This is a genomic window from Streptomyces atratus (assembly GCF_014648655.1).
GTDB classification, from domain to species: domain Bacteria; phylum Actinomycetota; class Actinomycetes; order Streptomycetales; family Streptomycetaceae; genus Streptomyces; species Streptomyces atratus.
Genome location: NZ_BMRN01000004.1, coordinates 296,496 through 321,426, shown reverse-complemented (window position 1 = coordinate 321,426; position 24,931 = coordinate 296,496). Strand labels below are relative to the sequence as shown.

Annotated in this window: 26 protein-coding genes and 1 pseudogene; 19 read left to right on the top strand and 8 right to left on the bottom strand. The window is 70.1% G+C overall.

The window, feature by feature from the left end; genetic code table 11:
- Positions 1-61: 61 nt before the first annotated feature.
- Positions 62-991, bottom strand: coding sequence for a LysR family transcriptional regulator (locus tag IEZ15_RS09470; protein ID WP_189275966.1), 930 nt, complete (start codon positions 989-991; stop codon positions 62-64).
- Positions 992-1,163: 172 nt separating this feature from the next.
- On the opposite strand from IEZ15_RS09470, the pseudogene IEZ15_RS09465 reads away from it, so the two are divergent.
- From IEZ15_RS09465 to IEZ15_RS09455, 3 genes and pseudogenes are all read left to right on the top strand, one after another.
- Positions 1,164-1,394, top strand: a pseudogene (locus tag IEZ15_RS09465) (3-oxoadipate--succinyl-CoA transferase subunit B); the annotation flags it as partial.
- 40 nt (positions 1,395-1,434) lie between these two features.
- Positions 1,435-2,994 (top strand): 3-hydroxyacyl-CoA dehydrogenase, encoded by a 1,560-nt coding sequence (locus IEZ15_RS09460; RefSeq protein ID WP_189275793.1) that lies wholly within the window; start codon positions 1,435-1,437, stop codon positions 2,992-2,994.
- Between the two features lie 141 nt (positions 2,995-3,135).
- Positions 3,136-3,528, top strand: a complete 393-nt coding sequence (locus IEZ15_RS09455; RefSeq protein WP_189275791.1) for a VOC family protein — start codon at positions 3,136-3,138, stop codon at positions 3,526-3,528.
- 23 nt (positions 3,529-3,551) lie between these two features.
- Here the strand turns inward: IEZ15_RS09455 and IEZ15_RS09450 are convergent, their stop codons facing one another.
- Together IEZ15_RS09450 and IEZ15_RS09445 are read right to left on the bottom strand one after the other, a co-directional pair.
- A complete protein-coding gene (locus IEZ15_RS09450; RefSeq protein WP_189275789.1) occupies positions 3,552-4,250 on the bottom strand; it encodes a helix-turn-helix domain-containing protein in 699 nt (232 codons plus the stop codon).
- A gap of 82 nt (positions 4,251-4,332) precedes the next feature.
- Complete coding sequence (locus IEZ15_RS09445; RefSeq protein WP_189275787.1) at positions 4,333-5,484, bottom strand: YihY/virulence factor BrkB family protein; 1,152 nt, start codon at positions 5,482-5,484, stop codon at positions 4,333-4,335.
- A gap of 17 nt (positions 5,485-5,501) precedes the next feature.
- On the opposite strand from IEZ15_RS09445, the gene IEZ15_RS09440 reads away from it, so the two are divergent.
- The 14 genes from IEZ15_RS09440 to IEZ15_RS09380 all read left to right on the top strand — a co-directional run bounded on the left by IEZ15_RS09440 (position 5,502) and on the right by IEZ15_RS09380 (position 19,078).
- Entirely contained in the window at positions 5,502-7,139 is a 1,638-nt protein-coding gene (locus IEZ15_RS09440; RefSeq protein WP_189275784.1) for an acyl-CoA dehydrogenase family protein, read from the top strand.
- A 311-nt stretch (positions 7,140-7,450) separates the two neighbouring features.
- Positions 7,451-8,668, top strand: coding sequence for a helix-turn-helix domain-containing protein (locus IEZ15_RS09435; protein WP_229845812.1), 1,218 nt, complete (start codon positions 7,451-7,453; stop codon positions 8,666-8,668).
- A gap of 93 nt (positions 8,669-8,761) precedes the next feature.
- Complete coding sequence (locus IEZ15_RS09430; RefSeq protein WP_189275782.1) at positions 8,762-9,355, top strand: GNAT family N-acetyltransferase; 594 nt, start codon at positions 8,762-8,764, stop codon at positions 9,353-9,355.
- 170 nt (positions 9,356-9,525) lie between these two features.
- Positions 9,526-9,609, top strand: a complete 84-nt coding sequence (locus IEZ15_RS47000; RefSeq protein ID WP_309486338.1) for a putative leader peptide — start codon at positions 9,526-9,528, stop codon at positions 9,607-9,609.
- Positions 9,610-9,723: 114 nt separating this feature from the next.
- On the top strand, positions 9,724-11,421 hold the full coding sequence (locus IEZ15_RS09425) for a nitrite/sulfite reductase (protein WP_189275780.1): 1,698 nt from the start codon (positions 9,724-9,726) through the stop codon (positions 11,419-11,421).
- Positions 11,418-11,597 (top strand): hypothetical protein, encoded by a 180-nt coding sequence (locus IEZ15_RS09420; RefSeq protein ID WP_114247378.1) that lies wholly within the window; start codon positions 11,418-11,420, stop codon positions 11,595-11,597. Before IEZ15_RS09425 ends, IEZ15_RS09420 begins: the two co-directional genes overlap by 4 nt.
- Before the next feature lie 11 nt (positions 11,598-11,608).
- Positions 11,609-12,304, top strand: a complete 696-nt coding sequence (locus IEZ15_RS09415) for a phosphoadenylyl-sulfate reductase (RefSeq protein WP_373302535.1) — start codon at positions 11,609-11,611, stop codon at positions 12,302-12,304.
- Between the two features lie 23 nt (positions 12,305-12,327).
- On the top strand, positions 12,328-12,873 hold the full coding sequence (cysC, locus tag IEZ15_RS09410; protein ID WP_229845811.1) for an adenylyl-sulfate kinase: 546 nt from the start codon (positions 12,328-12,330) through the stop codon (positions 12,871-12,873).
- Complete coding sequence (gene cysD, locus IEZ15_RS09405) at positions 12,870-13,805, top strand: sulfate adenylyltransferase subunit CysD (protein WP_189275776.1); 936 nt, start codon at positions 12,870-12,872, stop codon at positions 13,803-13,805. The genes cysC and cysD overlap by 4 nt, the downstream gene beginning before the upstream one ends.
- A gap of 1 nt (position 13,806) precedes the next feature.
- Positions 13,807-15,171, top strand: coding sequence for a sulfate adenylyltransferase subunit 1 (locus IEZ15_RS09400; protein ID WP_189275774.1), 1,365 nt, complete (start codon positions 13,807-13,809; stop codon positions 15,169-15,171).
- Between the two features lie 244 nt (positions 15,172-15,415).
- Positions 15,416-16,531 (top strand): aliphatic sulfonate ABC transporter substrate-binding protein, encoded by a 1,116-nt coding sequence (locus IEZ15_RS09395; RefSeq protein WP_189275765.1) that lies wholly within the window; start codon positions 15,416-15,418, stop codon positions 16,529-16,531.
- Positions 16,532-16,651: 120 nt separating this feature from the next.
- On the top strand, positions 16,652-17,440 hold the full coding sequence (locus IEZ15_RS09390; protein WP_114247372.1) for an ABC transporter ATP-binding protein: 789 nt from the start codon (positions 16,652-16,654) through the stop codon (positions 17,438-17,440).
- Positions 17,427-18,305: an ABC transporter permease gene (locus IEZ15_RS09385; protein WP_114247371.1), complete on the top strand. Its 879-nt coding sequence runs from the start codon at positions 17,427-17,429 to the stop codon at positions 18,303-18,305. Before IEZ15_RS09390 ends, IEZ15_RS09385 begins: the two co-directional genes overlap by 14 nt.
- Before the next feature lie 8 nt (positions 18,306-18,313).
- Positions 18,314-19,078: a sirohydrochlorin chelatase gene (locus IEZ15_RS09380; RefSeq protein WP_189275764.1), complete on the top strand. Its 765-nt coding sequence runs from the start codon at positions 18,314-18,316 to the stop codon at positions 19,076-19,078.
- 41 nt (positions 19,079-19,119) lie between these two features.
- On the opposite strand, the gene IEZ15_RS09375 is transcribed toward IEZ15_RS09380, so the two are convergent.
- Together IEZ15_RS09375 and IEZ15_RS09370 are read right to left on the bottom strand one after the other, a co-directional pair.
- The gene (locus IEZ15_RS09375; RefSeq protein WP_189275761.1) at positions 19,120-19,752 is read right to left on the bottom strand and encodes a mycothiol-dependent nitroreductase Rv2466c family protein; all 633 of its coding nucleotides are present in this window, start codon (positions 19,750-19,752) and stop codon (positions 19,120-19,122) included.
- A 68-nt stretch (positions 19,753-19,820) separates the two neighbouring features.
- On the bottom strand, positions 19,821-20,405 hold the full coding sequence (locus tag IEZ15_RS09370; protein ID WP_189275752.1) for a TIGR03086 family metal-binding protein: 585 nt from the start codon (positions 20,403-20,405) through the stop codon (positions 19,821-19,823).
- A gap of 251 nt (positions 20,406-20,656) precedes the next feature.
- On the opposite strand from IEZ15_RS09370, the gene IEZ15_RS09365 reads away from it, so the two are divergent.
- Together IEZ15_RS09365 and IEZ15_RS09360 are read left to right on the top strand one after the other, a co-directional pair.
- Positions 20,657-21,526, top strand: coding sequence for an aldo/keto reductase (locus IEZ15_RS09365; protein WP_189275750.1), 870 nt, complete (start codon positions 20,657-20,659; stop codon positions 21,524-21,526).
- A gap of 83 nt (positions 21,527-21,609) precedes the next feature.
- The gene (locus IEZ15_RS09360) at positions 21,610-22,395 is read left to right on the top strand and encodes an ABC transporter ATP-binding protein (protein WP_229845824.1); all 786 of its coding nucleotides are present in this window, start codon (positions 21,610-21,612) and stop codon (positions 22,393-22,395) included.
- A 6-nt stretch (positions 22,396-22,401) separates the two neighbouring features.
- Here IEZ15_RS09360 and IEZ15_RS09355 read toward each other — a convergent pair whose 3' ends face one another.
- The 3 genes from IEZ15_RS09355 to IEZ15_RS09345 form a co-directional block, all read right to left on the bottom strand.
- On the bottom strand, positions 22,402-22,797 hold the full coding sequence (locus IEZ15_RS09355) for a nuclear transport factor 2 family protein (RefSeq protein ID WP_114247365.1): 396 nt from the start codon (positions 22,795-22,797) through the stop codon (positions 22,402-22,404).
- Positions 22,794-23,369 carry a DUF1697 domain-containing protein gene (locus IEZ15_RS09350; protein ID WP_189275740.1) on the bottom strand — a complete coding sequence of 192 codons (576 nt, stop codon included), beginning with the start codon at positions 23,367-23,369 and terminating at the stop codon, positions 22,794-22,796. Before IEZ15_RS09350 ends, IEZ15_RS09355 begins: the two co-directional genes overlap by 4 nt.
- A 123-nt stretch (positions 23,370-23,492) precedes the next feature.
- On the bottom strand, positions 23,493-24,695 hold the full coding sequence (locus IEZ15_RS09345) for a S8 family peptidase (protein ID WP_114247363.1): 1,203 nt from the start codon (positions 24,693-24,695) through the stop codon (positions 23,493-23,495).
- Positions 24,696-24,931: the final 236 nt, after the last annotated feature.

Here is a 24,931-nt window from a genome sequence, read left to right as displayed (position 1 = left end):
TGCACCCGGCGACTGAGTCGGTCCAATATCCAGTTCGCCCTGGTTCAAGACGTGGCGCGTCTCAATGGCGACTTGCGGTGGTTCGGTCCCCGGCCGGACCCTCCGGCGTGGGCAGGGCCTCCTCCGCCACCGCGAGCACCGCCCGCAGAACGGCGGAAGGATTGTCGGCCCGCCAGGCCAGCGCCGCCCGGAGCCGGATGGGCGGTCCGGACAGGGGCCGGTAGACGAGGCCGTTCTGCTGGATGTGCTGTACGGAGGTGACGGTGAGCGTCACGCCGACGCCCGCGGCGACCAACGCAAGGATGGTGTACGAGTCGGGCGCCTCCTGCACCACACGCGGGTTGAACCCGGCGGCCTCACAGGCCCCGACCATCGCGTCGCGCACCGTGGAGCCCGTGTTGGCGGGGAAGGCGACGAAGGGCTCCTCGGCGAGGACGTCGATGGGGACGCTCTCCAGCCGGGCGAGCCGGTGGTCCGAGGGCAGTGCGCACACCAGCTCCTCCTCGTCGATCACCCGGTACGCCACCCCCGCCCGGGTCACCGGCAGCCGAACGAATCCCAGGTCGAGCGAGCCGTCTGCGACCCGGTCGAGGGCGACATTGGCGTACGTCTGCCCCTTCATGACCAGTTCGAGGGCGGGGTGGGCGGCGCGCACGGCGCGGGTGAGGAGCGGCAGCGTCTCGTGGCTGGAGGCGCCCGCGAAGCCGATGGTGACCCGTCCGTGCTCGCCGCGGCCGGCCGCCTTCGCGGCCCGCACCGCTGTGTCGAGGTCGTCGAGCACGGTCCGTACCGGCTGGAGGAAGGACTCCCCCGCGCTGGTGAGCCGCACCGACCGGGTGTTGCGTTCGAAGAGCTGGACGCCCAGTTCCTTCTCCAGCTGCCGGATCTGCTGACTCAGCGGCGGCTGGGCCATCTGCAGCCGCTTCGCGGCCCGCCCGAAGTGCAGTTCCTCGGCGACCGCGACGAACGCGGAGAGATGACGCAGTTCCATGCCCGCCGCTCCGGTCACCGGCCGGTCTCCACCAACCGGATCCATCGATCCAATTCATTAATCAGACGTCTTGGTGCGACCTTAATTTGGTATTGGACAGCAATCAATAGCCGCTGACACGGTGGGGCCACGCGCATGAACTGGGCGCACGCAGAGCAGGAGGAGCACCGTGGCCGGTGTCGCCCGGGTCATCACCGAACTGGGCACCCTGACCCGTGCGGGCATCGGCGAGGAGCTGCGGCTGGTCGCCGTCCACCCGGGCGTCACCGTCGAACAGGTACGGGCGGCCACCGGCTGGGACCTGCTGGTCGCCGACAAGGTCGAGGCCGTACCGCCGCCGACCGCGGCCGAACTGCCGCCGCTGCGCGAGGGCGTTGACCCGGACCGCGTCTATCTTCGCTGAGACGAATCAGATGTCACACCCCGAGAGGACCGCAACCGCCATGCGAATCAGGATCGTCGGCGCCGGGGCCATGGGCCGCGGCATCGCCCAGTGGGCGGCGACCGCCGGACACACCGTCGAGCTGTGCGACGTACGGACGGAGGCGGTGACGGCCGCCGTGGACTTCGTACGGTCCATGCTCGAACGGGCCGTACAGAAGGGCCGGATGTCCGCCGAGGACTGTGCCGCCGCCCTGGAGCGGCTGATCCCGCTGGACGACCCCTGGGGGGAGGGCCCGGATGTCGAGCTGGTCATCGAGGCCGTGCGGGAGGACCTCGACACCAAGACGGAGGTCTTCGGCCGGCTGGAGCAGGCGCTGCCCGCGACGGCCGTCTTCGCGACCAACACCTCGTCCCTGTCGGTCACCCGGATCGCCGCGGCGCTGAAGGACCCGACGCGCCTGGCAGGGCTGCACTTCTTCAACCCGGTACCGCTGATGAGGATCGTCGAGATCGTGCCGGGTGCGGCCACCCGCGCGGAGATCGTGCCGTCCCTCACCGAGCTCGTCGAGAGCTGCGGGCACCGTGCGGTCACGGTCGCCGACACCCCCGGATTCCTGGTCAATCACGCAGGCCGCGGTCTGGTGACCGAGGCGCTCGCGCTGCTGGAGGAGACGATCGGCGACCCGGCGGGCATCGACCGGATCGCCCGCGATGTGCTCGGCCTGCGGATGGGTCCGTTCGAGCTGATGGACCTCACAGGCCTGGATGTGACGGCCGCGGTGATCGACTCGATCTGGCAGGGATTCCGGTACGCGGACCGGCTCCGCCCCTCCTATCTCACCCCGAACCGGGTGGCCGCCGGGCTGCACGGCCGCAAGACCGGGCGCGGCTGGTTCGACCACGGCCGCCAGGCGCCCGCCCCGGCCCCGGAACCACCGGTCATGGGCGACGCGAACCGCCCGGTGTTCGTCCACGGCGCCGCACCGCAGGCCCGGGACGCGGCCGTGCTGCGTGCGGCGCTGACCGCTGCGGGAGCCGTCGTCGAGACGGGCACGGAGCCGTCCGCCGACGCCCTCGTACTGGTCCCGGTCTGGGGCGTCACGGTGGCCTCCGTGATCGCCGCACACCGGTTGCCCGCGGGGCGCACCTTCGGCGTGGACCCGCTGCCGCCGGCCGGCCGGCGGCGGGTGCTGGCCGTGACCCCGGCGGCGGATCCGGCCGCCGCGCGCGACGCCCGCGCGGTGCTGGCCCGGGCGGCGGACGGCGACGAGCCCTACGCGGTCTCGGTGGTACGGGACACGGCGGGCTCGGTCGCTCAGCGGCTGCTCGCCTCGATCGTCTCGGTCGCGGCATCGATCGCGGAGCGCTCCATCGCCACCCCCGCCGATATCGACCTGGCCGTCACGGCCGGGCTCGGCTACCCCGTCGGCCCGCTGGCCTGGGGCGACCGGATCGGCGCCGAACGGATGCTGGAGCTGCACCGGGCGCTGCACCGCACGACGGGCGACCCGCGTCACCGCCCGAGCCGCTGGGTCACCGAACGCGCCCAGCTCGGTCTGGCGCTGACGGACCCGGGGACATCACCGGCCGACTGCACGGCCGGCACCGCGTCGTCGTGACGGCGCGGCGGGACCTGCCGCGGGCCTGCGGTCCCGGCGGGTCCCGTCGTACGCGGTCCGCGTCCCCGGGGATGTCTGAAGATCACGGCCCATGTCCGTTTCGTACAAGACCCCCGGTGGGGCCCGGTCTACGGTCGGAACATGACTCCACGAATGGACGCGATCGGCATCATCACCGCGGATCTGGCCGCATCGCTCGCCTTCTACCGCCGGCTCGGTCTCGACATCCCAGCCGATGCGGAATCCGCACCTCATGTCGAAGTGACGCTCCCGGGCGGGCAGCGACTGCTGTGGGACACCGAGGACGTCATCGGCTCGTTCGACCCCGACTGGACCGCGCCGCGCGGCGGGGAACGCCTCGGACTCGCCTTCCTCTGCGACAGCCCGGCGGAGGTGGACGCGGTGTACGACGACCTGACCGGCGCCGGATACCGGGGACATCTGAAGCCGTGGGACGCGGTGTGGGGGCAGCGTTATGCGACGGTCCTCGACCCGGACGGCTGCGCGGTGTCGTTGTTCGCCGCCAACGGCTGAGGCCGAGCGCCTGCCCGGCCCCGTCACGTGGGCGTGAGGTAGGCGGTCAGCGTGGTACCGGCCAGGTCGCGCATCTCTCGCGCCAGATGGGCCTGGTCGGTGCAGCCCGCCTCGACCGCCGCCTCTGCGTACGGCGTTCCGGACCGGGCGAGGGTGAGCGCACGCTGCAGCCGCAGGACCCGGGCGAGCATCTTGGGCCCGTAGCCGAAGGCCGCGAGTGAGCGGCGGTGCAGCTGGCGGGCGCCGAGGCCGACCGCCTGCGCAGTGTCCGCGACGGACCGCCCGGCGCCGAGCTGTGCGGCGACAAACCGCATCACAGGGTCCGGCGGTGTCGTGTCGGCCGCCCGCCGCAAGGCGATGGTCTCCAGTGCGGCGGCGGGGTCGGGGGCTTCGGCGAGGCGCTCGTTGAGTACGCGGGCCGGCGCGCCCGGCCACAGGTCCGCGAGGTCGACCCGGCGGTCGCGCAGTTCGTGCGCCGGTACGCCGAGGAGCGCGGGGGCCGTGCCGGGCGCGAAGCGGATGCCGGCGTACTGCCCGCCGGTCCCGACGGCCGACGTCCCGGCATGGGTGTCGGGGCCCGCGACGAGCAGCCGTCCGCCGATCCAGAGCAGGTCCATGCAGCCGTCGGGCAGCACCGGGTGGACCGAACCTCCCGGCACACTCAGTGTCCACACGGTCGCACCGTCGAACCGCGACGCCCACTCTTCGTATCTGTCGGCCATACCCCCACGCTCTTCCCGTCGGCGAACGGACTCGGCTTGTGCGGGCGCCGCACCGGCCGTACCCGCAGGACAGCGGGCGTCCTCAGTCGTCGGACGGGTTGTTCGACTTGTCCGACTCCTTGTCGCGGCTCGGCTGCAGCCTGGACTTCACATCGTCCGGCGGCAGGAACCTCGACCAGCGCTCCGGGAACTCGGACGGCATATAGGGACTGTCATCGTCGTCCCAGTCCCCGTCCTGGTTCTCCGCCTGCGTCCGCGCGACGAACTCCGCGGCCTGGGCCGCCCGTACCCGCTCATTGGCCGCACGTGCCGCGGCCGTCGCCAGCGAGGGCCACACCCGGTCGATCGCGGCATTGACCGCCGCTCCGACCAGCACCGCGAACGCGGAGATACCGATCCACAGCAGGACGGCGATCGGGGCCGCCAACGAGCCGTAGATCGTGGGCCCCTCGACCGTACTCGTGAGGTAGATCCGAAGCAGGAAGCTGCCGAGCACCCACATCGCGAGCGCCACCAGCGCACCCGGCACGTCCTCGATCCACGGTGAACGGACCGGTACGGACACGTGATAGAGCGTCGTCAGGAACGCGATCGACAGCAGGATGACCAGCGGCCAGTACAGAACGCTTATGAGCTCGGTGCCCCACGGGATGAATTCCACGACCCGGTCGGGGCCGACCACGAGCAGCGGCAGCACGACGGCACCGAGCAGCAGCGCGACGACGTACAGCAGGAAGGAGAGCAGCCGCGTCTTGACGATGCCGCGCTGGCCGTCGAGGCCGTACATCACCGTGATCGTGTCGATGAAGACATTGACCGCGCGGGAGCCGGACCAGAGCGCGATGGCGAAGCCGATGGAGATGACATCGGGCCGGGCGCCGGTGGTGACGTCCGCCAGGAGGGGTTTGGCGAAGTCGTTCACACCCCGCTCGCTGAGCACCGTCTGCGCGGCGTTGAGGATGTTGCGCTCGATGGAGGCGACCGTGGTGGTGCTGGTCCACGCGTCGACGTAACCGAGCAGACCGATCAGGCCGAGGAGCAGCGGAGGCAGGGACAGCAGGGTGAAGAACGCCGCCTCGGCGGCGAGTCCCAGAATGCGGTACTCCATGCACGAGTTGACGGTGTCCTTGAGCAACTGCCAGACCATCTGCCGCTTGGAAACGTTGCGGTAGAGGACTCGGGCCCGGTGGAGTCGACCCGGTGGCCGCTCGGGTGTTTCATTTGCTGCCTGCACGTCCTTACCGTATCGGCATGGCAGCCACCACCCACACAGTGTCCAACCAGGTACCGCCGCTGGTCGGCTACGACGTCTTCGCCGCCGACCGCGCGCTCACGGAGGCGGTGCAACGTCACATGCCGCCCGAGCTTCTCGCCGAGGCCCGGGGCGAGCTCGGCGAGCTGGGCAGATCCGCGGGCTCCGCGCAGGCGCAGGCGTGGGGGGTGCAGGCGAACGAGAATCCGCCGGTGCTGCGTTCCCACGACCGGTACGGGAATCGCATCGACGAGGTGGAGTTCCATCCGGCCTGGCACCGGCTGCTGGGTCATGCGGTCGCCGCGGGTCTGACCGACGCCTGGGGCAGGCCGGGCGGTCATGTGCGGCGTGCGGCCGGGTTCCTGGTGTGGACGCAGGCCGAGGCGGGGCACGGCTGCCCGCTGTCGATGACGCACGCGGCGGTGCCCGCGCTGCGGACCGATCCGGCGCTGGCCGCCGACTGGGAGCCGCTGCTGACCTCGAAGGTGTACGAGCAAGGGCTGCGGCCCGCGGCGCAGAAGGCCGGTGTGCTCTTCGGGATGGGCATGACGGAGAAGCAGGGCGGCACGGACGTACGGTCCAATACAACGCGGGCCGAGCCGCTGGCGGCGCAGGGCGAGTATCTGCTCACCGGGCACAAGTGGTTCTGTTCGGCGCCGATGTCCGACGGCTTCCTGGTGCTGGCGCAGGCGCCCGCCGGCCTGACGTGTTTTCTGCTGCCCCGTGTGCTGCCCGACGGCACGCGGAACACGTTCGCGATCCAGCGGCTGAAGGACAAACTGGGCAACCGGTCCAATGCGTCGAGCGAGGTCGAGTTCGACGGGACGTGGGCGCGCCGGGTCGGTGACGAGGGGCGCGGGGTGCGCACCATCATCGAGATGGTGGCGGCGACCCGGCTGGACTGTGTGGTCGGCTCGGCGGCGCTGATGCGGCAGGCGGTGGCGCAGGCGATCCACCACTGCACCTACCGCAGCGTGTTCGGCGGGGTGCTGATCGAGAAGCCGCTGATGCGCAATGTGCTGGCCGATCTGGCGCTGGAGTCGGAGGCCGCGACGGTGCTGGCGCTCCGGCTGGCGGCGGCGTACGACGCCGATACGGAGAGCGAGCGGGCCTTTCTGCGGATCGCGGTGCCGACGGCGAAGTACTGGGTGACGAAGCGGTGCACGCCGATGGTGGGTGAGGCGCTGGAGTGTCTCGGCGGCAACGGTTACGTCGAGGAGTCCGGGATGCCCCGGCTGCTGCGCGAGGCGCCGCTCAACTCGATCTGGGAAGGCTCCGGGAATGTACAGGCGCTGGATGTGCTGCGGGCCCTGCAGCGCGAGCCGCTGGCCCTGAACGCGTTCCTCCAGGAGGTCGGCAGGGCGCGCGGCGCCGATCACCGGCTGGACGGGGCGATCAAGGACATGCTGACGGAGCTCGCCGATCTGAACGGGATCGAGGCGCGGGCTCGCAGGCTGGTCGAGCGGATGGCTCTGGTACTGCAGGGTTCGCTGCTGGTGCGCTGGGCGCCGCCGGAAGTCGCCGACGCGTTCTGTGCGTCACGGCTGGGCGGGGACTGGGGCACGGCGTTCGGGACGCTGCCGCACAGCCTCGATCTGGCATCGGTCGTGGAACGGGCGCGGCCCGTCGAGCGTTAGCCGGAGAGTTACGGCAACGGAGGGTGGTGCTGCGCCGACACGGCACCACCCTCCATGCTGTGCACACCGAACAGCGGGACACAGGCGCCGCCGTGCGGTGTTCCGTCACTCTCATACGGACCTGTACTCCCTCGCCAGAGTTGCAAAAGGTTGCAACCATTGTGTGGAGTGCGCACTGCCGGGACCCTCGCAGCGGGCAGGATGGGCCCGGGGCCGTTTGTCCGGCGCCGGCATCTGGGGGAATGAGAGTGGACACAAGCGCTGCCGAGGTGACGCGATCGGCTGTGCCGCGGTCCGTCCAGGCCCTACGCATGATCCACCGTGCCAGGGAGGCGAAGGTCGTGGGCGAGCGTTCACCGGTTGCCCCGCGCGCGGAGATCGGCGCCTCGTGGGACCGGGTGCTGCGCAGCGGAATCGATCCGGATCAGTCCACCGAGAGCGTGCTGCTGGAGATGGACGAGATCGAGCACCGGCGACGGAGTTCGACGCTGGGCGAGGTGATGCCGCTGCTGAGCGAGGGCCTGGTCTCCCTGGCGGATGCCGCCCAGCAGATCGTGGTGGTCACCGATGTGGAGGGCCGGGTGCTGTGGCGCCAGGGCAATACGGGGGTGCTGCGCCGGGCCGACCGCATCTGTCTGGCGGAGGGCGCGGCCTGGGCGGAGGCGAGCACGGGGACGAACGCGATCGGTACGGCGCTCGTCTCACGCACACCGGTCCAGGTTCATTCGTCGGAGCATTTCGTGCGCAGTCTGCACAACTGGACCTGTGCGGCGGCCCCGGTGCGTGATCCGCGGGACGGCCGGCTGATCGGCATCCTCGACATCAGCGGTCCGGCGTCCACGTTCCATCCGACCTCGCTCGCCCTGGTCGGTTCGGTCGCCAGGCTGGCCGAGAGCGAGATCAGGAACCGTCATCTCCAGGCGATCGACCGGCTGCGTTCGGTGGCGGCGCCGCTGCTGTGCCGGCTGGGTGGACGGGCCCTGGCGGTGGACACCCACGGCTGGCTCGCCGCGGTGACCGGGATGCCGCCGGTCGACCGGCTGCCGCTGCCGAAGTCGTTGCAGCCGGGCCGGGTGTGGCTGCCGTCGCTCGGTATGTGCCAGGTCGAGCCGCTGTCCGGCGGCTGGCTGGTGCAGGTCACGGACGGGTCTTCGGACGGGCCGCCGCGACGGGTGGTGCTGGACCTGAGCCGGCCGCGCGGGCTCACGGTCAATGTGGTGAGTGCGGTGGGCACCTGGACGCAGCGGCTCTCGCCCCGCCACGCGGAGCTGCTGTACGCCCTGGCGCTGCACCGCGAGGGGCGTACGGCATCCGAGCTGGCGGAGGACATCTTCGGCGACGCGACCCGGACGGTGACGGTGCGTGCGGAGATCTCACGGATTCGCCGCCATCTCGCGGAGGTGCTCGCACACCGCCCGTACCGCTTCGGCGAGGGGGTCGAGGTGGAGGTGATCCAACCGGATCATCCGGCCGATCTGCTGCCGCGCTCGACGGCTCCGGTGGTGGTCAGGGCACGTGAGGGCTCCTAGGACCGCTCTCTCCCGCCGCTTGCCGCCGGTCCCGCTGTCCGAGCCGCGGGACCGACTTGGGCCCTGGCTGCGCGGCATGGTTCCCTGGCAGCCATGAGCAACCCCGCGCACACCACTGCGACCACCGCCGAGGTGACCATCTGGTCCCTGGAACAGACCTCCCCCGACGATCTGCGCCCCGCCGCGGTCCCAAAGGGCGACGTGCGGATCGTGCGGTCCGAGGTCCCGCTGCCCGAGTTCAGCCGGTTCCTCTACACGGCGGTCGGCGGCGACATCCAGTGGACGGACCGGCTCACGATGACGTACGCGCAGTGGCAGGAGGCCCTGGACCGGCCCGGGGCGGAGACCTGGGTGGCGTACGAGAACGGCACCCCGGCCGGATACATCGAGCTGGACCCGCAGGACGAAGGCGTGGTGGAGATCATGTACTTCGGGCTGATACCGGCTTTCCGGGGGCGCCGGATAGGCGGCCATCTGCTCTCGCACGGCGTCGCCCGCGCCTGGGACCTGGCGGAGCGCTGGCCGGAGCGGACACCGACGAAGCGGGTGTGGCTGCACACCTGCTCCAAGGACGGCCCGCACGCCATGGACAACTATCTGCGGCGCGGCTTCAAGCTGTTCGACACGAAGGTGGAGCTGGAGCCCGAGGCGGCGACGCCGGGGCCGTGGCCGGGGGCGGCGCGGTAGCGCGCGGACAGCAATTCCCTGCGGCAGGTAGGGGGATTGCGGCCATTACGGACGGCCCGGCCCGGGCGGGCCGGGTGATGGGCACCACACCGTCTCGCATCACGGGACAGTCCCGTCCACATCATGGATAGTGGTGGACTGGTCCGAGATTCGCGTGACAGGCTTCCGTCATGTCCGGAACTGGAATTGCCTTGGTGAGTCGACGCCACGTCGATCTCGGCCGCATGTCCAGCGCCATCTGTCCGGCGAGCTGAGAGTCCCAGCACCGCCGCGATCCCCTTTTCTCTGCAAACCCTGCGCACCGCCGCGCCTCAGCGCGAGTGTGCAGCTCAGAGCCGCCCTCCTGCAGTCCCGAAGGACGTACCGTCATGGCCGCTACCCCGGAACAGCCTGCGACCACCACGCCCCGCCGCAAGGCCGGACGCCACCGTGGCGAAGGCCAGTGGGCCATGGGGCACCACACTCCGCTCAACGGCAATGAGCAGTTCAAGAAGGACGACGACGGTCTCAATGTGCGGACACGCATTGAGACGATCTACTCCAAGCGCGGTTTCGACTCGATCGACCCCAACGACCTCCGTGGACGCATGCGCTGGTGGGGCCTCTACACCCAGCGCAAGCCCGGAATCGACGGCGGCAAGACCGCGATCCTGGAGCCGGAGGAGCTGGACGACAAGTACTTCATGCTGCGGGTCCGGATCGACGGCGGCCGGCTGACCACCGAGCAGTTGCGGGTCATCGGCGAGATCTCGCAGGAGTACGCGCGCGGCACCGCGGACATCACCGACCGGCAGAACATCCAGCTGCACTGGATCCGCATCGAGGACGTCCCGGCGATCTGGGAGAAGCTGGAGGCCGTCGGGCTCTCCACCACCGAGGCATGCGGCGACTGCCCCCGCGTGATCATCGGCTCCCCGGTGGCCGGGATCGCCGCCGACGAGATCATCGACGGGACGCCGGCGGTCGACGAGATCCACGAGCGCTACATCGGCAACAAGGAATTCTCGAACCTGCCGCGCAAGTTCAAGACCGCGATCTCCGGCTCGCCGGTGCAGGACGTGGTGCACGAGATCAACGACATCGCGTTCGTCGGCGTCGTCCACCCCGAGCACGGCCCGGGCTTCGACGTCTGGGTCGGTGGCGGGCTCTCCACCAACCCGCGTCTCGCCGAGCGGCTGGGCGCCTGGGTGCCTCTCGACGAGGTGCCGGACGTCTGGGCCGGGGTCGTCGGCATCTTCCGTGACTACGGGTACCGTCGGCTGCGCACCCGCGCCCGCCTGAAGTTCCTGATGGCCGACTGGGGTCCGGCGAAGTTCCGCCAGGTACTGGAGGACGAGTACCTGAAGCGTCCGCTCGCCAACGGGCCCGCGCCCACGGAGCCCAGCAGCCGCTGGCGCGACCACATCGGCGTCCACCAGCAGAAGGACGGCCGGTTCTACCTCGGATTCGCACCCCGGGTCGGCCGTGTGGACGGCTCCACCCTGGCCAAGATCGCCGACCTGGCGGCCGCCCACGGCTCGGACCGGCTGCGCACCACCGTCGAGCAGAAGATGCTCATCCTCGATGTGGAGCAGGACCAGGTGGACTCCCTGGTCGCCGGCCTCGAAGCGCTCGACTTCCAGGTGAGGCCCTCGCCGTTCCGGCGGGGCACGATGGCCTGCACCGGCATCGAGTTCTGCAAGCTGGCGATCGTCGAGACGAAGGCGCGCGGCGCCTCGCTGATCGACGAACTGGAGCGCCGCCTGCCGGAGTTCGACGAGCCGCTGACCATCAACATCAACGGCTGCCCCAACGCCTGCGCCCGCATCCAGACCGCGGACATCGGCCTCAAGGGCCAGCTCGTCCTGGACGCCGACGGCAACCAGGTCGAGGGCTACCAGGTGCACCTGGGCGGCGCCCTGGGCCTGGAGGCCGGGTTCGGCCGGAAGGTCCGTGGGCTGAAGGTCACTTCGACCGAACTGCCCGACTATGTCGAGCGGGTCCTGGGCCGCTTCCAGGAGGAGCGCGAGGACGGCGAGCGGTTCGCGGCCTGGGCGGCGCGGGCCAGTGCGGAGTCGCTGTCATGAGCGAACGCGCCGCGCCGTTCTACTGCCCTTACTGCGGTGACGAGGACCTGCGCCCGCACGAGACCGGCCACGGCGCCTGGGAATGTGCCTCCTGCAACCGCGCGTTCCAGCTGAAGTTCCTGGGCCTGCTGACCCGGGGGTTGCAGCGCAACAACGTTGAAGGGGAGGGGATATGACGGATGCTCATATGGCAGAACGCAGCATCGATGAACTGAAGGAGCTGGCCGGGCGGGCGGCCCGGGAGCTGGAGGAAGCCTCCGCGCCGGAGATCCTCCAATGGGCCGCCGACACCTTCGGCAGGAAGTTCTGCGTCACCTCGTCCATGGAGGACGCCGTCGTCGCCCACCTCGCCTCGCGCGCCTTTCCGGGTGTGGACGTGGTCTTTCTCGACACCGGCTACCACTTCCCCGAGACGATCGGCACCCGCGACGCGGTCGAGGCCGTGATGGACGTCAACGTCATCACGCTGACTCCGCGCCGGTCCGTGGCCGAGCAGGACGCCGAGTACGGACCGAAACTGCACGACCGCGACCCGGACCTGTGCTGCAAGTTGCGGAAGGTCAAGCCCCTTGAGGAGGGCCTGACTTCGTACGCGGCCTGGGCGACCGGGCTGCGCCGCGACGAGTCCCCCACCCGGGCGAACACCCCGGTCGTCGGCTGGGACGAGAAGCGGCAGAAGGTGAAGATCTCGCCGATCGCCCGCTGGACGCAGGACGACGTCGACGCGTACGTGGCCGAGCACGGCGTTCTCACCAACCCCCTGCTGATGGACGGATACGCCTCCGTGGGCTGCGCGCCCTGCACCCGCCGGGTGCTGGCGGGCGAGGACGCACGCGCCGGACGCTGGGCCGGCCGGGGCAAGACCGAGTGCGGGCTGCACTGATGACGACTGATCAGGAGACTTCGATGAGCGTGACGGAGACGGGAGCCACCATCTGGCTGACCGGTCTGCCGAGCGCGGGCAAGACCACCATCGCGTACGAACTCGCCGGGCGGCTGCGCGGCGAGGGCCACCGCGTGGAAGTGCTCGACGGCGACGAGATCCGGGAGTTCCTCTCCGCGGGTCTCGGCTTCTCCCGCGAGGACCGCCACACCAATGTCCAGCGGATCGGCTTCGTCGCCGAGCTGCTGGCGGCCAACGGCGTGAAGGTGCTGGTCCCGGTCATCGCCCCGTACGCGGACAGCCGGGACGCGGTACGCAAGCGGCACCAGGCCGAGGGCACCGCGTATCTGGAGGTGCATGTCGCGACTCCGGTCGAGGTGTGCTCCGTGCGCGATGTGAAGGGCCTCTATGCCAAGCAGGCGGCCGGCGAGATCAGCGGGCTCACCGGGGTCGACGACCCCTACGAGGCACCCGAGTCGCCGGATCTGCGGATCGAGTCGCACCGGCAGACCGTGCAGGAGTCCGCGGCGGAGCTCTACGCGCTGCTGAGCGAGAGGGGTGCGGCATGACGACCGTCGCGACCGTGCAGGAAGGTACCGACAATCCGTACGCACTCAGCCACCTGGACTCCCTGGAGTCCGAAGCCGTACACATCTTCCGCGAGGTGGCGGGCGAGTTCGAGCGGCCGGTGATCCTGTTCTCCGGCGGCAAGGACTCCATCGTGATGCTGCACCTGGCACTCAAGGCATTCGCGCCCGCGCCGGTGCCGTTCACACTGCTGCACGTGGACACCGGGCACAACTTCCCCGAGGTGCTGGAGTACCGCGACCGGACGGTGGCCCGGCACGGGCTGCGCCTCCATGTCGCCTCCGTGCAGGAGTACATCGACGCCGGGAAGCTCCGCGAACGCCCGGACGGCACCCGCAACCCGCTGCAGACCGTGCCGCTGACCGAGGCGATCCAGCAGCACCGCTTCGACGCCGTGTTCGGCGGCGGACGCCGTGACGAGGAGAAGGCGCGCGCCAAGGAGCGGGTCTTCTCGCTGCGTGACGAGTTCTCGCAGTGGGACCCGCGGCGTCAGCGCCCCGAGCTGTGGCAGCTCTACAACGGCCGTCACGCGCCCGGTGAGCACGTCCGGGTCTTCCCGATCTCCAACTGGACCGAGCTGGACGTCTGGCAGTACATCGCCCGTGAGGGCATCGAGCTTCCGGAGATCTACTTCGCCCATGAGCGCGAGGTCTTCAACCGCTCCGGGATGTGGCTGACCGCGGGCGACTGGGGCGGCCCCAAGGAGGGCGAGCAGGTCGAGACCCGGCAGGTGCGCTACCGCACGGTCGGCGACATGTCGTGCACCGGCGCCGTCGACTCGGACGCGACGACGCTGGACGCCGTGATCACCGAGATCGCCGCCTCCCGGCTCACCGAGCGGGGCGCGACGCGTGCCGACGACAAGATGTCCGAGGCCGCGATGGAAGACCGTAAGCGCGAGGGGTACTTCTAGGATGACCGCACTCACCCGGCACACAGAGCAGTTGTCGACCACCACCCTGCTGCGGTTCGCCACCGCGGGGTCCGTCGACGACGGCAAGTCCACCCTCGTGGGACGTCTTCTGCACGACTCAAAGTCGGTCCTCACCGACCAGTTGGAGGCCGTCGAGCACGCCTCGCGCAGCCGGGGCCAGGAGGCGCCCGACCTGGCACTGCTGACCGACGGGCTCCGGGCCGAGCGCGAGCAGGGCATCACCATCGATGTCGCCTACCGCTACTTCGCCACGCCGCGCCGCCGGTTCATCCTGGCCGACACCCCGGGGCATGTGCAGTACACCCGGAACATGGTGACGGGCGCCTCGACGGCCGAGCTCGCCGTCGTCCTGGTCGACGCCCGCAACGGTGTCGTCGAGCAGACCCGCCGCCATGCCGCGGTCGCCGCCCTGCTGCGGGTGCCGCATGTGGTGCTGGCCGTCAACAAGATGGACCTGGTCGACTACGCGGAGCCCGTGTTCGCCGCCATCGCCGAGGAGTTCACCGCGTACGCCGCATCCCTCGGCGTCCCGGGCTGGGGGTCCGGGGGGGACCCCCAGGAAAACTGGTGTACCGCGATCCCGATCTCCGCGCTGGCCGGTGACAACGTCGTGGAACCGTCCTCACACATGGACTGGTACGGCGGCCCGACGGTCCTGGAACACCTGGAGACGGTGCCGGTCAGCCATGACCTCACCGCCTGCCACGCCCGCTTCCCCGTCCAGTACGTCATCCGGCCGCAGACGGCCGAGCACCCGGACTACCGGGGCTACGCGGGCCAGATCGCGGCCGGTGCCTTCCGCGTCGGCGAGGCCGTCACCGTCCTGCCCTCGGGCCGTACGTCGACGGTCACCGCGATCGACGCGCTCGGCGAGAGCGTGGACATCGCCTGGGCGCCCCAGTCGGTGACGATCCGGCTGGCCGACGACATCGACATCTCGCGCGGTGATCTGATCGCCCCGGCCGACGACGCGCCGTCGGTCACGAGGGACGTAGAGGCGACCGTCTGTCATGTCGCGGACCAGCCGCTCACTGTGGGCCAGCGGGTACTGCTCAAGCACACCACCCGCACGGTCAAGGCGATCGTGAAGGACATCCCCTCGCGCCTCACGCTGGACGACCTCTCCCAGCACCCGGCGCCCGGCCGGCTCGACGCCAATGACATCGGCCGGGTCGTCGTCCGCACCGCGGAGCCGCTGGCGCTCGACGCGTACGCGGACTCCCGGCGCACCGGCTCCTTCCTCCTGATCGACCCGGCGGACGGCACCACGCTGACGGCCGGCATGGCCGGTGCCTCGTTCGCCGCCGAGGCCTCGGCCACCGACGACGCCGAATGGAACTTCTGATGAGTATCGACATCTACTCCACTTTCGCGAAGGAGGGCGGCCGCGTCGGCAGCGGCGCCCTCGGCAGCGGCCAGGGCGGGGTGGCGCGATGTGCGCGATGACGTACGCGCACTGCCTGCGCGCCCGCTTGCACCAACCGCACCGCCTGCACAGCCGGTTCAGACGAAGACCTGTCGACTCCCCGGCCGCGTCCCCGTAGTTTCCGGCGGACACGATCACCGGGCCAACGAGAGGAAGACCTCCCGTGTCTGCCCCCCGTACCACGCTCCGCCGCAGCCTCGCCGCTGCCACCGCCCTGCCGCTGCTCGCCGTGGCGCTCACCGCCTGCGGCTACGGCTCCGAGGCGAAGGACGACGAATCCAGGAAGTCGGATGTCGCCGCCGACGCGAAGAAGCTCTCCACGGACACCGTGCGGATCGGCTACTTCCCCAACCTCACGCACGCCACCGCGCTGGTCGGCGACCAGGAGGGGCTCTTCCAGAAGGAACTCGGAGGCACCCGGCTCAAGACCTCGCAGTTCAACGCGGGTCCTTCCGAGATCGAGGCGCTCAACGCCGACTCGATCGACATCGGCTTCATCGGCCCGTCGCCCTCCATCAACGGTTTCACCAAGTCCAAGGGCAAGAACCTGCGGATCATCGGCGGCTCCGCCTCCGGCGGGGTGAAGCTGGTCGTGAACCCGAAGAAGATCAAGACCCTGGACGACCTCAAGGGCAAGAAGATCGCCACACCGCAGCTCGGCAACACGCAGGACGTGGCCTTCCTCAACTGGATCTCCGAGAAGGGCTGGAAGGTCGACGCCCAGAGCGGCAAGGGCGACGTCTCCGTGGTCCGTACGGACAACAAGGTGACCCCGGACGCCTACAAGTCCGGTTCCATCGACGGCGCCTGGGTTCCCGAGCCCACCGCGTCCAAGCTGGTCGCCGAGGGCGCGGAGGAACTGCTCGACGAGTCGACGCTGTGGCCGGACAACAAGTTCGTGATCACGAACATCATCGTGTCGCAGAAGTTCCTGAGCGAGCACCCGGATGTCGTCGAGGCGGTGCTGCGCGGTTCGGTGAAGACCAACGCGTGGATCAACGCCAACCCGGACAAGGCGAAGGCCTCCGCCAACGCCGCGCTCGAAAAGCTGACCGGCAAGGCGCTGCCCGCCGAGGTCCTCGACCCGGCGTGGAAGTCGATCCAGATCACCGATGACCCGCTGGCCGCCACGCTGGACGCGGAGGCCGAGCACGCGGTGAAGGCAGGTCTGCTGGAGAAGCCGGACCTGACCGGCATCTACGACCTGAAGCCGCTGAACAAGGTCCTGAAGGCCGCGGGCAAGCCCGGGGTCGCCGACGCCGGTCTCGGCGTCAAGTAGGACCGACCGGCAGATGCGGGCGGCGTCGCGGGGCTGGGCACGCTCCTTCACCCTCCCCCCATTTTCCGGTCGGTCCGAGCCGCCCGAACCCGAACCCAGGATTCCCAGGAGGTGACGACCATGGCGACCACCCTCACCAAGGCCGAGGACCGTACAGCGGTCGGGCACGCCGCCCGTATCGCACATGTCTCCAAGTCCTTCGGCGGACCGGAGGGGCAGCAGCTCGTCCTGGACGACATCACGCTCGATGTCGCACCGGGCGAGTTCGTCACCCTCCTGGGAGCCTCCGGGTGCGGAAAGTCGACGCTGCTCAATCTGGTGGCCGGACTCGACCGCCCGACCGCGGGGTCCATCGAGACCCCCGGCGGGCGGCCGGCCCTGATGTTCCAGGAGCACGCCCTGTTCCCGTGGCTGACCGCGGGCAAGAACATCGAACTCGCGCTGCGGCTGCGCGGCGTACCGAAGTCGGAGCGCCGCACGGAGGCGGAGCGGCTGCTGGAACTCGTACGGCTGGGCGGGGCGTACGGGAAGCGGGTACATGAACTCTCGGGCGGTATGCGGCAGCGGGTGGCTATGGCCCGGGCCCTCGCCCAGGACAGTCAACTGCTGCTGATGGACGAGCCGTTCGCCGCGCTCGACGCCATCACCCGGGATGTGCTGCACGACGAGCTGACCCGGATCTGGCGCGAGACGAACGTCTCGGTCCTCTTCGTCACACACAATGTGCGCGAAGCGGTGCGGCTCGCCGAGCGGGTCGTCCTGCTGTCGTCCCGCCCCGGCAGGATCGCCCGCGAGTGGACGGTCGACATCGAGCAGCCTCGCCGTATCGAGGACAACGCGGTCGCGGAGCTGTCCGTCGAGATCACCGAACAACTGCGTGGGGAGATCCGCCGTCATGGCCAGCACTGACACGAAGCCCGACGATCTGGCCGGTCTGGAGGCCGGGCTCGACGCGCTGGACGCCGTACAGGTGCGCCGCACCCCGGTGCGCGAGGTGCTGCTGCGCAAGGTGCTGCCGCCCGCGCTCGCGGTGGCGCTGGTGATCACCGTCTGGCAGCTGCTCGTCGAGGCCCAGGTCACCGACGACTACAAGCTGCCGTCACCGGCCGCGGTGTGGAACAGCGCGTCCGACATGTGGCTGCAGGGAACGCTGCTGGAGGTCGTCTGGACCAGCATCTCGCGCGGTCTGCTCGGCTTCCTGATGGCCGTGGCCATCGGTACGCCGCTGGGTCTGCTGGTCGCCCGGGTGAAGTTCGTACGGGCCGCGATCGGTCCGATCCTGTCCGGGCTGCAGTCCCTGCCGTCGGTCGCCTGGGTGGCACCGGCCGTGATCTGGCTCGGGCTGAACGACAAGATGATGTACGCCGTGATCCTGCTGGGAGCCGTCCCCTCGGTCGCCAACGGGCTGGTCTCCGGCGTCGACCAGGTGCCGCCGCTGTTCCTGAGGGCGGGCCGTACGCTCGGCGCGAGCGGGCTGCGCGGGACCTGGCACATCGTGCTGCCGGCCGCGTTGCCCGGCTATCTGGCCGGTCTCAAGCAGGGCTGGGCGTTCTCCTGGCGCTCGCTGATGGCCGCCGAGATCATCGCGTCCTCCCCCGATCTCGGCCTGGGACTCGGTCAGTTGCTGGAGAACGGCCGCAACAACGCGGACATGCCCGGCATCTTCCTCGCCATCATCCTGATTCTGTTCGTCGGTATCGCGATCGACCTGCTGGTCTTCAGTCCGCTGGAGCGGTGGGTGCTGCGCAGCCGCGGTCTCCTCGTCAAGAACTGAGCCACGCCATGTCCGCCCCGGTCCTCCTCGTCATCGCCCACGGCAGCCGCGACCCGCGGCACGCGGCGACCGTGCACGCGCTCACCGCGCGGGTACGGTCGCTGCGGCCGGGGCTGCGCGTGGAGACCGGTTTCCTGGATTTCAACGCGCCGTCGGTGCCGCGGGTGCTGGAGCGGCTGGTGGCACAGGGTGCGGGGGATGTCATCGCGCTCCCCCTGCTGCTCACCCGGGCCTTCCACGCCAAGTCCGACATCCCCACGGTGCTGCACGAGGCCCGGACCGGACTGCCTCGGCTGCGCATCCGGCAGACCGAGGTGCTCGGCCCGTCACCTTTGCTGAATTCGGCACTGGAACGGCGGCTGCACGAAGCCGGGATCCGTCCCGGTGCCCGAAGCTCGACCGGGCTGGTCCTGGCCTCGGCGGGCTCCACAGACCCGGAGGCGATCGCAGTGATCGCTGAAATCGCGCGGGAGCTGCGGCACACCGGTTGGTGCGCCGTGCGGCCTGCGTTCGCCTCCGCTGCATCTCCCGCGGGATTTCCCCGCACCGAGGACGCGGTACGGGCCCTGCGGGCCGAAGGTGTGCGGCGGGTGGCGGTGGCCCCTTACGTCATCGCACCCGGCCGGCTCCCGGACCGTATCGCCGCGGGCGCGGCCGGTGCGGATGTACTGGCCGATGTCCTGGGCGCGTCGACGGAGTTGGCGCGACTGCTGCTGACCCGGTACGACGAGGCCCATGTCCCGCTCGCACGGCCGGCGTCGCTCAGCGCGTAGAGCCCGGCGCGTAGAGACCGGCGCGTGGAGGCCGGCATTCATCAGCCCACGTCCAGGCTGCCCGTGCGGGTCCGCTTGAGTTCGAAGAGGTCCGGATTCCCGGCAAGCACCCGGAAGCTGTCGAAGATCCGCGCCGCCTCCTCGCCACGCGGTACGGCCCGCAGGACCGGCCCGAACCAGACCGAGCCGTCGACATGGATCGTGGGCGTACCGACGTAGGCGTCCGCCTCCGGATCCTTGCCGGCGTCGTGGCTGCGCCGCAGTGCCTCGTCGTACGTCTCACAGTGCGCGGCAGCACCCAGCTCGGCGGGCAGACCGAGCTCCGCGAGGGATTCGGCGATCACTTCGTCGAAGTCCTCGTTCTTCTGCCGGTGGATACGGCTGCCCACCGCTGTGTAGAGATCGCGGAGCACGGCATCACCGTGGCCGGCGGCCGCCGCGACCGCGACCCGCACCGGACCGATCGACTTGTCGACCAGTTCCCGGTACCACTCGGGGAGTTCATTGCCGATGTTGTGCAGGTAGAGGCTCATCACGTGGAAGCGGAGCTCGATGTCGCGCTGCTGCTCCACCTCCAGCATCCAGCGGGAGGTGATCCAGGCGAACGGGCAGGCCGGGTCGAAGTAGAAATCGACGGCGGTCCTGCCCGTGTCCGGGGTGCGGTGAGTGGTCATGCGTCGAACCTAGCCAGGCATTGGCTTGCCGGCCCGGGCCATTCACCGTCCGGTCAACTGGGCCACTTTCAGGCCCCGGTCCAGTGCGGGTCGCGGCCGCTGTGGGCCAGCGCCCGTTCGAACACCGACGCCGATGCGGGCACCGTCACCTCGTCGGCGAAGCCGTCGTACTGCCGGTAGAGCGCGGCGGTACCGTCGACGACACCGAGGACATAGGCGGCCGCCGCGTCGGAGAGCCGGACCTCCTCTCCGACGGCGCGGGCCACGTCCCAGGTGTGCAGGGCCGTCTCCTCGATGAGCATCGCGGCGATCTCGGAGGCCGGGGAGGTCGAACCCCCGAGGTCGATCTCGCCCTCCCAGACCGCCGGGTCCGACCAGGCGGCGACGGCGCGGTCCAGTTGCGCCACGTACTTCTGCGCCCAGTCGGCGTCGGCGGTGAAGTCACAGGTGGTGAGCTCGGCGGGGAGGTCCTTGCGCAGGGCGCGGTGCTCCAGGCCGTGGGAGGCGTACAGCACCCAGTGGTTGATGAGTCCGCGCAGGTCCCAGTCGCCGCAGGGTGTGGTGGGTACATCGAGCTGTTCGGCGCTGATGGAGCGGGCGATACGGGCTGCCTCGGCAGCGCATTCGGCCATATGAGCGTGCTCGTTCTTCATACGCCCCACGCTAGGACGAGCCACTGACACCGGTCTTGAAGAAAGGCGACGGCGCCCCCGGACCTGACATCGTGGCCCGTCTCGGCCGGCCGTCCCCCGATGGCGCCGCCGACGGCACCCGCCCCGACGATGATGTATCGCATCCCCCCGTTCCGCAGCCTCGCGGGTGAGAACGCCGATCCCCGAAGGGCCGGCAACGCCTCGGCACAGGACGAGAAGTTGTGACGCCGATTGCCACTAGTGTTCCCATAATGTCTTCCACGTCACCCCCTCTCGATGATGTCTTCCTGCTCGGCGGTGAGCTGCCCGTACGCCGTCTCGGCTATGGCACCGCCCAGCTGACCGGCCCCGGATACTGGGGGCCGCGCGGGGAGCGACAGGACGCCGTGGCCGTGCTGCGGGCGGCCGTCGAGCGAGGTGTCACGCTCATCGACACCGCCGACAATTACGGCCCCGGGCTGGCCGAGGAGCTGGTGGCCGAGGCCCTTCACCCGTATCGCGAGCATCTGGTGATCGCGACCAAGGGTGGTGTGGTGCGCACCAGCGACAGTGCCTGGCACGTCGCGGGCCGTCCCGAGCAGTTGCGGGCGATGTGCGAGGCCAGTCTGCGACGGCTGCGGACCGACCGGATCGACCTCTACCAGTTGCACCGGCTGGACCCGGACGTACCCATGGCCGACCAGCTGGGCACCCTGGATGCGCTGAGGCAGGAGGGTAAGATCCGGCACATCGGTCTGGACACCCTCACCGCCGACCAGCTGGAGCAGGCTCTCTCCCTGACCGGGATCGCCTCGGTGCAGAACCGCTTCAACCTCCTCGACCGTTCGTCGGACGCGGTACTGAAGGTGTGCGAGGCCCACCACCTGGCTTTTCTTCCCTGGTTCCCACTGGCCAACGGTGCTCTGACCGGCGAGGCAGCTGCGGCGCTCGCCGGTGTCGCCGATCGGCACGGTGCCACCCGTGGGCAGATCGCCCTCGCCTGGCTGCTGCACCGCTCCCCTGCGCTGTGCCCGACTCCGGGCACCGGTTCGCCCGTCCATCTGGCGGAGAACCTGGGGGCGCGGGAGATCCGGCTGTCCGCCGAGGACATGAGCTGCCTGGAGGCGCTCGCACCCGCATGAAGGAGTACCCGCACGTGACCACTCGTACCACCGCCGCTGTTCGCGCCCCGGTCGGTGTTCCCGGTTCCCCCGCCGCCGTCCCGGTGATCCGGGCCGAGGGTGTGTCGATCGTACGGGAGGGCAATGTCCTGCTCGACTCGGTCTCCCTGACCGTACGCAGCGGTGAGCACTGGGCCCTGCTCGGTGCGAACGGAGCCGGCAAGAGCACGCTGCTGGGGCTGCTCGGCGCCGTCAATCACCCCACCAGGGGCTCGGTCGAGGTGCTGGGACGCACCCTCGGGCGGGTCGATCTGCGGGAGCTGCGGTCGCTGCTCGGACATGTCGATCCGCGCCATCCACTGCGTTCGCCGCTGTCCGTGCACGAGGTGGTGCTGACCGGTCTGACCAACTCGGTCGAGCCGGTTCCGCGCTGGTCCGCGAGCCGGGAACAGCGGGCCCGGGCGGAACGGCTTCTGAAGATGCTCGGCATGGGCGGCAGGACCCGATCGCGCTGGCCCGCGCTCTCGCAGGGTGAGCGGGGTCGTACGCTCATCGCCCGCGCCCTGATGCCGCAACCGCGGCTGCTGCTGCTCGACGAGCCGGCCACGGGTCTTGATCTGGCCGCCCGTGAGCAGTTGCTCGACAGTCTGGACACGTTGCGCGAGGAACATCCGGAGCTGGCGACGGTCCTGGTCACACACCATCTGGAGGAGCTGCCCGCCTCGACCACACATGCGATGCTGCTGCGGGGCGGCCGGTGTGTGGCATCGGGCCCGGCGGACGAGGTACTGACCACCGATCAGGTCAGCGGCTGCTTCGGACATCCGGTGCGGATCTCCCGTACGGACGGCCGGTGGACGGCGCGGGCGCAGCGCGTCGCCCGTCGCTGAACGGGTTCATCCGTCGGCGTCGGGACCGGCGTTCGCGGCGTCGCTGAACGGCGTGGCCTGGTGGAAGTAGAGCACCCAGCCCGCGTGGGTATGTCGCCACAGCGAACTGCGGTGGGCGAGGTGCCCCTTCGTCTCGGTGTCATAGGTGAGGTGGACGAATTCGTCATCCAGCTGGACTCCGCGCATCCAGGACGCGGTGAGCGGGCCGGGGTGCGGGGCGTTCTCGGCGGTGAGCGAGGCGATCATCGTGTCGCGGTCCCAGACCCGGCCTGCGGAGTCGATCTCGCGGTACTCGGGGTGCAGCACCTGGGAGAGGAGTTCGGCACAGGCGCGTACCACCGGGTCGAGGAGGCGGAGCTCGCCCTCCACCGCCGCGGCCACGCCGGGGGGCGGCTCGGTCACGTGCGGGCTCCGTCGCGTGCGGTGCCGGTCGGCGCGGTCATCTCCACCAGCTTGACCACGGTGTTCCAGTTGCGCGAGGTGGCGATGACGCCCTTGGTGAGGGACGGCCGGGACAGGGCGGCGGCAAGTCCGGAACGACCCAGTCCATCGGGGGCGTAGAGGTAGAGCGCGCGGTCGCCGAGCCGGAACTCCTCGGGGAGAAAGGCCGCCGGGTCGATCCCGGCGAAGCGTTCGGCGTCGACCGGCTGGCCGTAGTAGGTGATGTGCAGCTGCTTGCCTTCGAGTTCGGCGGCCGGGAACGGACAGGCTGCGGCAACCGCCGCGAGGTAGGTGCCGTCCCGGACCAGGCAGGGGACCGGGAAGCCGAACCGCTTCTCGATGGCCCGCTCCAGCTCGGCGGCGAGTGCGTCCTCGTCGTCCGACGCGCTGCTGAAAACGGCGTTGCCGCTCTGCAGGTGGGTACGGACGTCCCCGTGGCCCAGTTCGGTGAGCAGCGTGCGGAGTTCGGCCATCGGAACCTTCTTGTGGCCGCTCACATTGATCCCGCGCAACAGCGCCGCGTACATCGTCATGGGCACACCATAGGACGATCCGTCCACGCAGGCGCGGCCGCCGCGCCCCGTGGGGGAGGGCGCGGCGGCCGCCGATTGCGTGACGCCGGGTGTCTGCTGCCCGGTCACTGCCGCGGGGGTGGGTTACTCAACGACCTTCAGCAGCTTGTTCGGCGTGCCCTCGGTCGCGTTGGAGATCGCGTCGGGGGTGGCTGCTTCGGTCAGCGCTGTGGCGACCTCCGCCGGAGTGGCGTCCGGGTGTCCGGAGAGGTAGACGGCGGCGGCACCGACGACGTGCGGGGTCGCCATGGACGTACCGGAGATGGTGTTAGAGCCGTCGTCGCTGTCGTTCCAGGACGAGGTGATGTCGGATCCGGGGGCGTAGATGTCCACGATCGAGCCGTAGTTGGAGAACGACGACTGTTCGTCGTCCACCGTGGACGAGGCGACCGTGATGGCCTCCGGGACGCGGGCCGGGGAGCTCTCACTCGCGTCGGTGGACTCGTTTCCGGCGGCCACCGCGAAGGTGACTCCGGAGGCGATGGCCTTCTGGACCGCGGCGTCGAGCGCCTCGTCCGCGCCGCCGCCGAGGCTCATGTTGGCGACCGAGGGGCCCTCGTGGTTGGCGGTGACCCAGTCGATGCCCGCGACGACCTGCTCGGTGGTGCCCGAGCCGGAGTCGTCGAGGACCCGCACGGCGACGATCTTCGCCTTCTTGGCGACCCCGTAGGTCGCACCGGCGACAGTGCCCGCAACGTGGGTGCCGTGGCCGTTGCCGTCGTCGGCGCTGTCGTCGTTGTCGACGGCGTCGTAGCCCGAGGCCGCCCGGCCCTCGAACTCGTTGTGCGTGGTGCGGACACCGGTGTCGATGACGTATGCGGTGACGCCCTCGCCCGCGCTGTCCGGGTAGGTGTACGCGTTGTCGCCGGAAGTCTCGGTCTGGTCGATCCGGTCCAGCCCCCAGGACGGCGGGTTGTCCTGGGTGGCGTCGATGTGGAACTTCTTGTTCTGGACGACCTTGGAGACGGCCGGGTCGGCCGCCAGACGCTTGGCCTCGGTCAGTGAAAGGCCGCTGGCGGAGAAGCCGTTGATGGCGGAGTTGTAGTTCCGCTTGAGCTTGCCGCCGTACTCCTTGGCGAGCTTCGCCTTGTCGGCCTTCTGGTCCAGCATCACGATGTAGCTGCCCGGGACGGCGGTCGCCGCGTCAGCACCGTAGACGGTGCCCGTCGCGGGAGCCGGTGCGGCTCCGGCGAGGGAGGAACCCAGCAGGGTGACTCCGGCCGCTGCGGCCACTGCGGTTATCGCCGCGGTCAGCTTCATCCGACGTGCGCGCTTGTGAATTGCCATGAAGAGGGGTCTCCTCGTCATTCTTTGTGGGGGGATTGACCCCCGGCCGGAACATCTCCGGGGGTTGGCTCGAAACCCTCGCCGATTGACGCGCTCAGATCAAGACCTTCATGCGGCTGTGACTTACTCAACAAGGTTTCGTAATAAGAAACCGGCCAGCTGCACCCAAGTCGGACGCCGCGGCAACATCTGCCTCACGCAAGGGGCTTGCCGCTCCCGCGGCGGCGACCCGCACA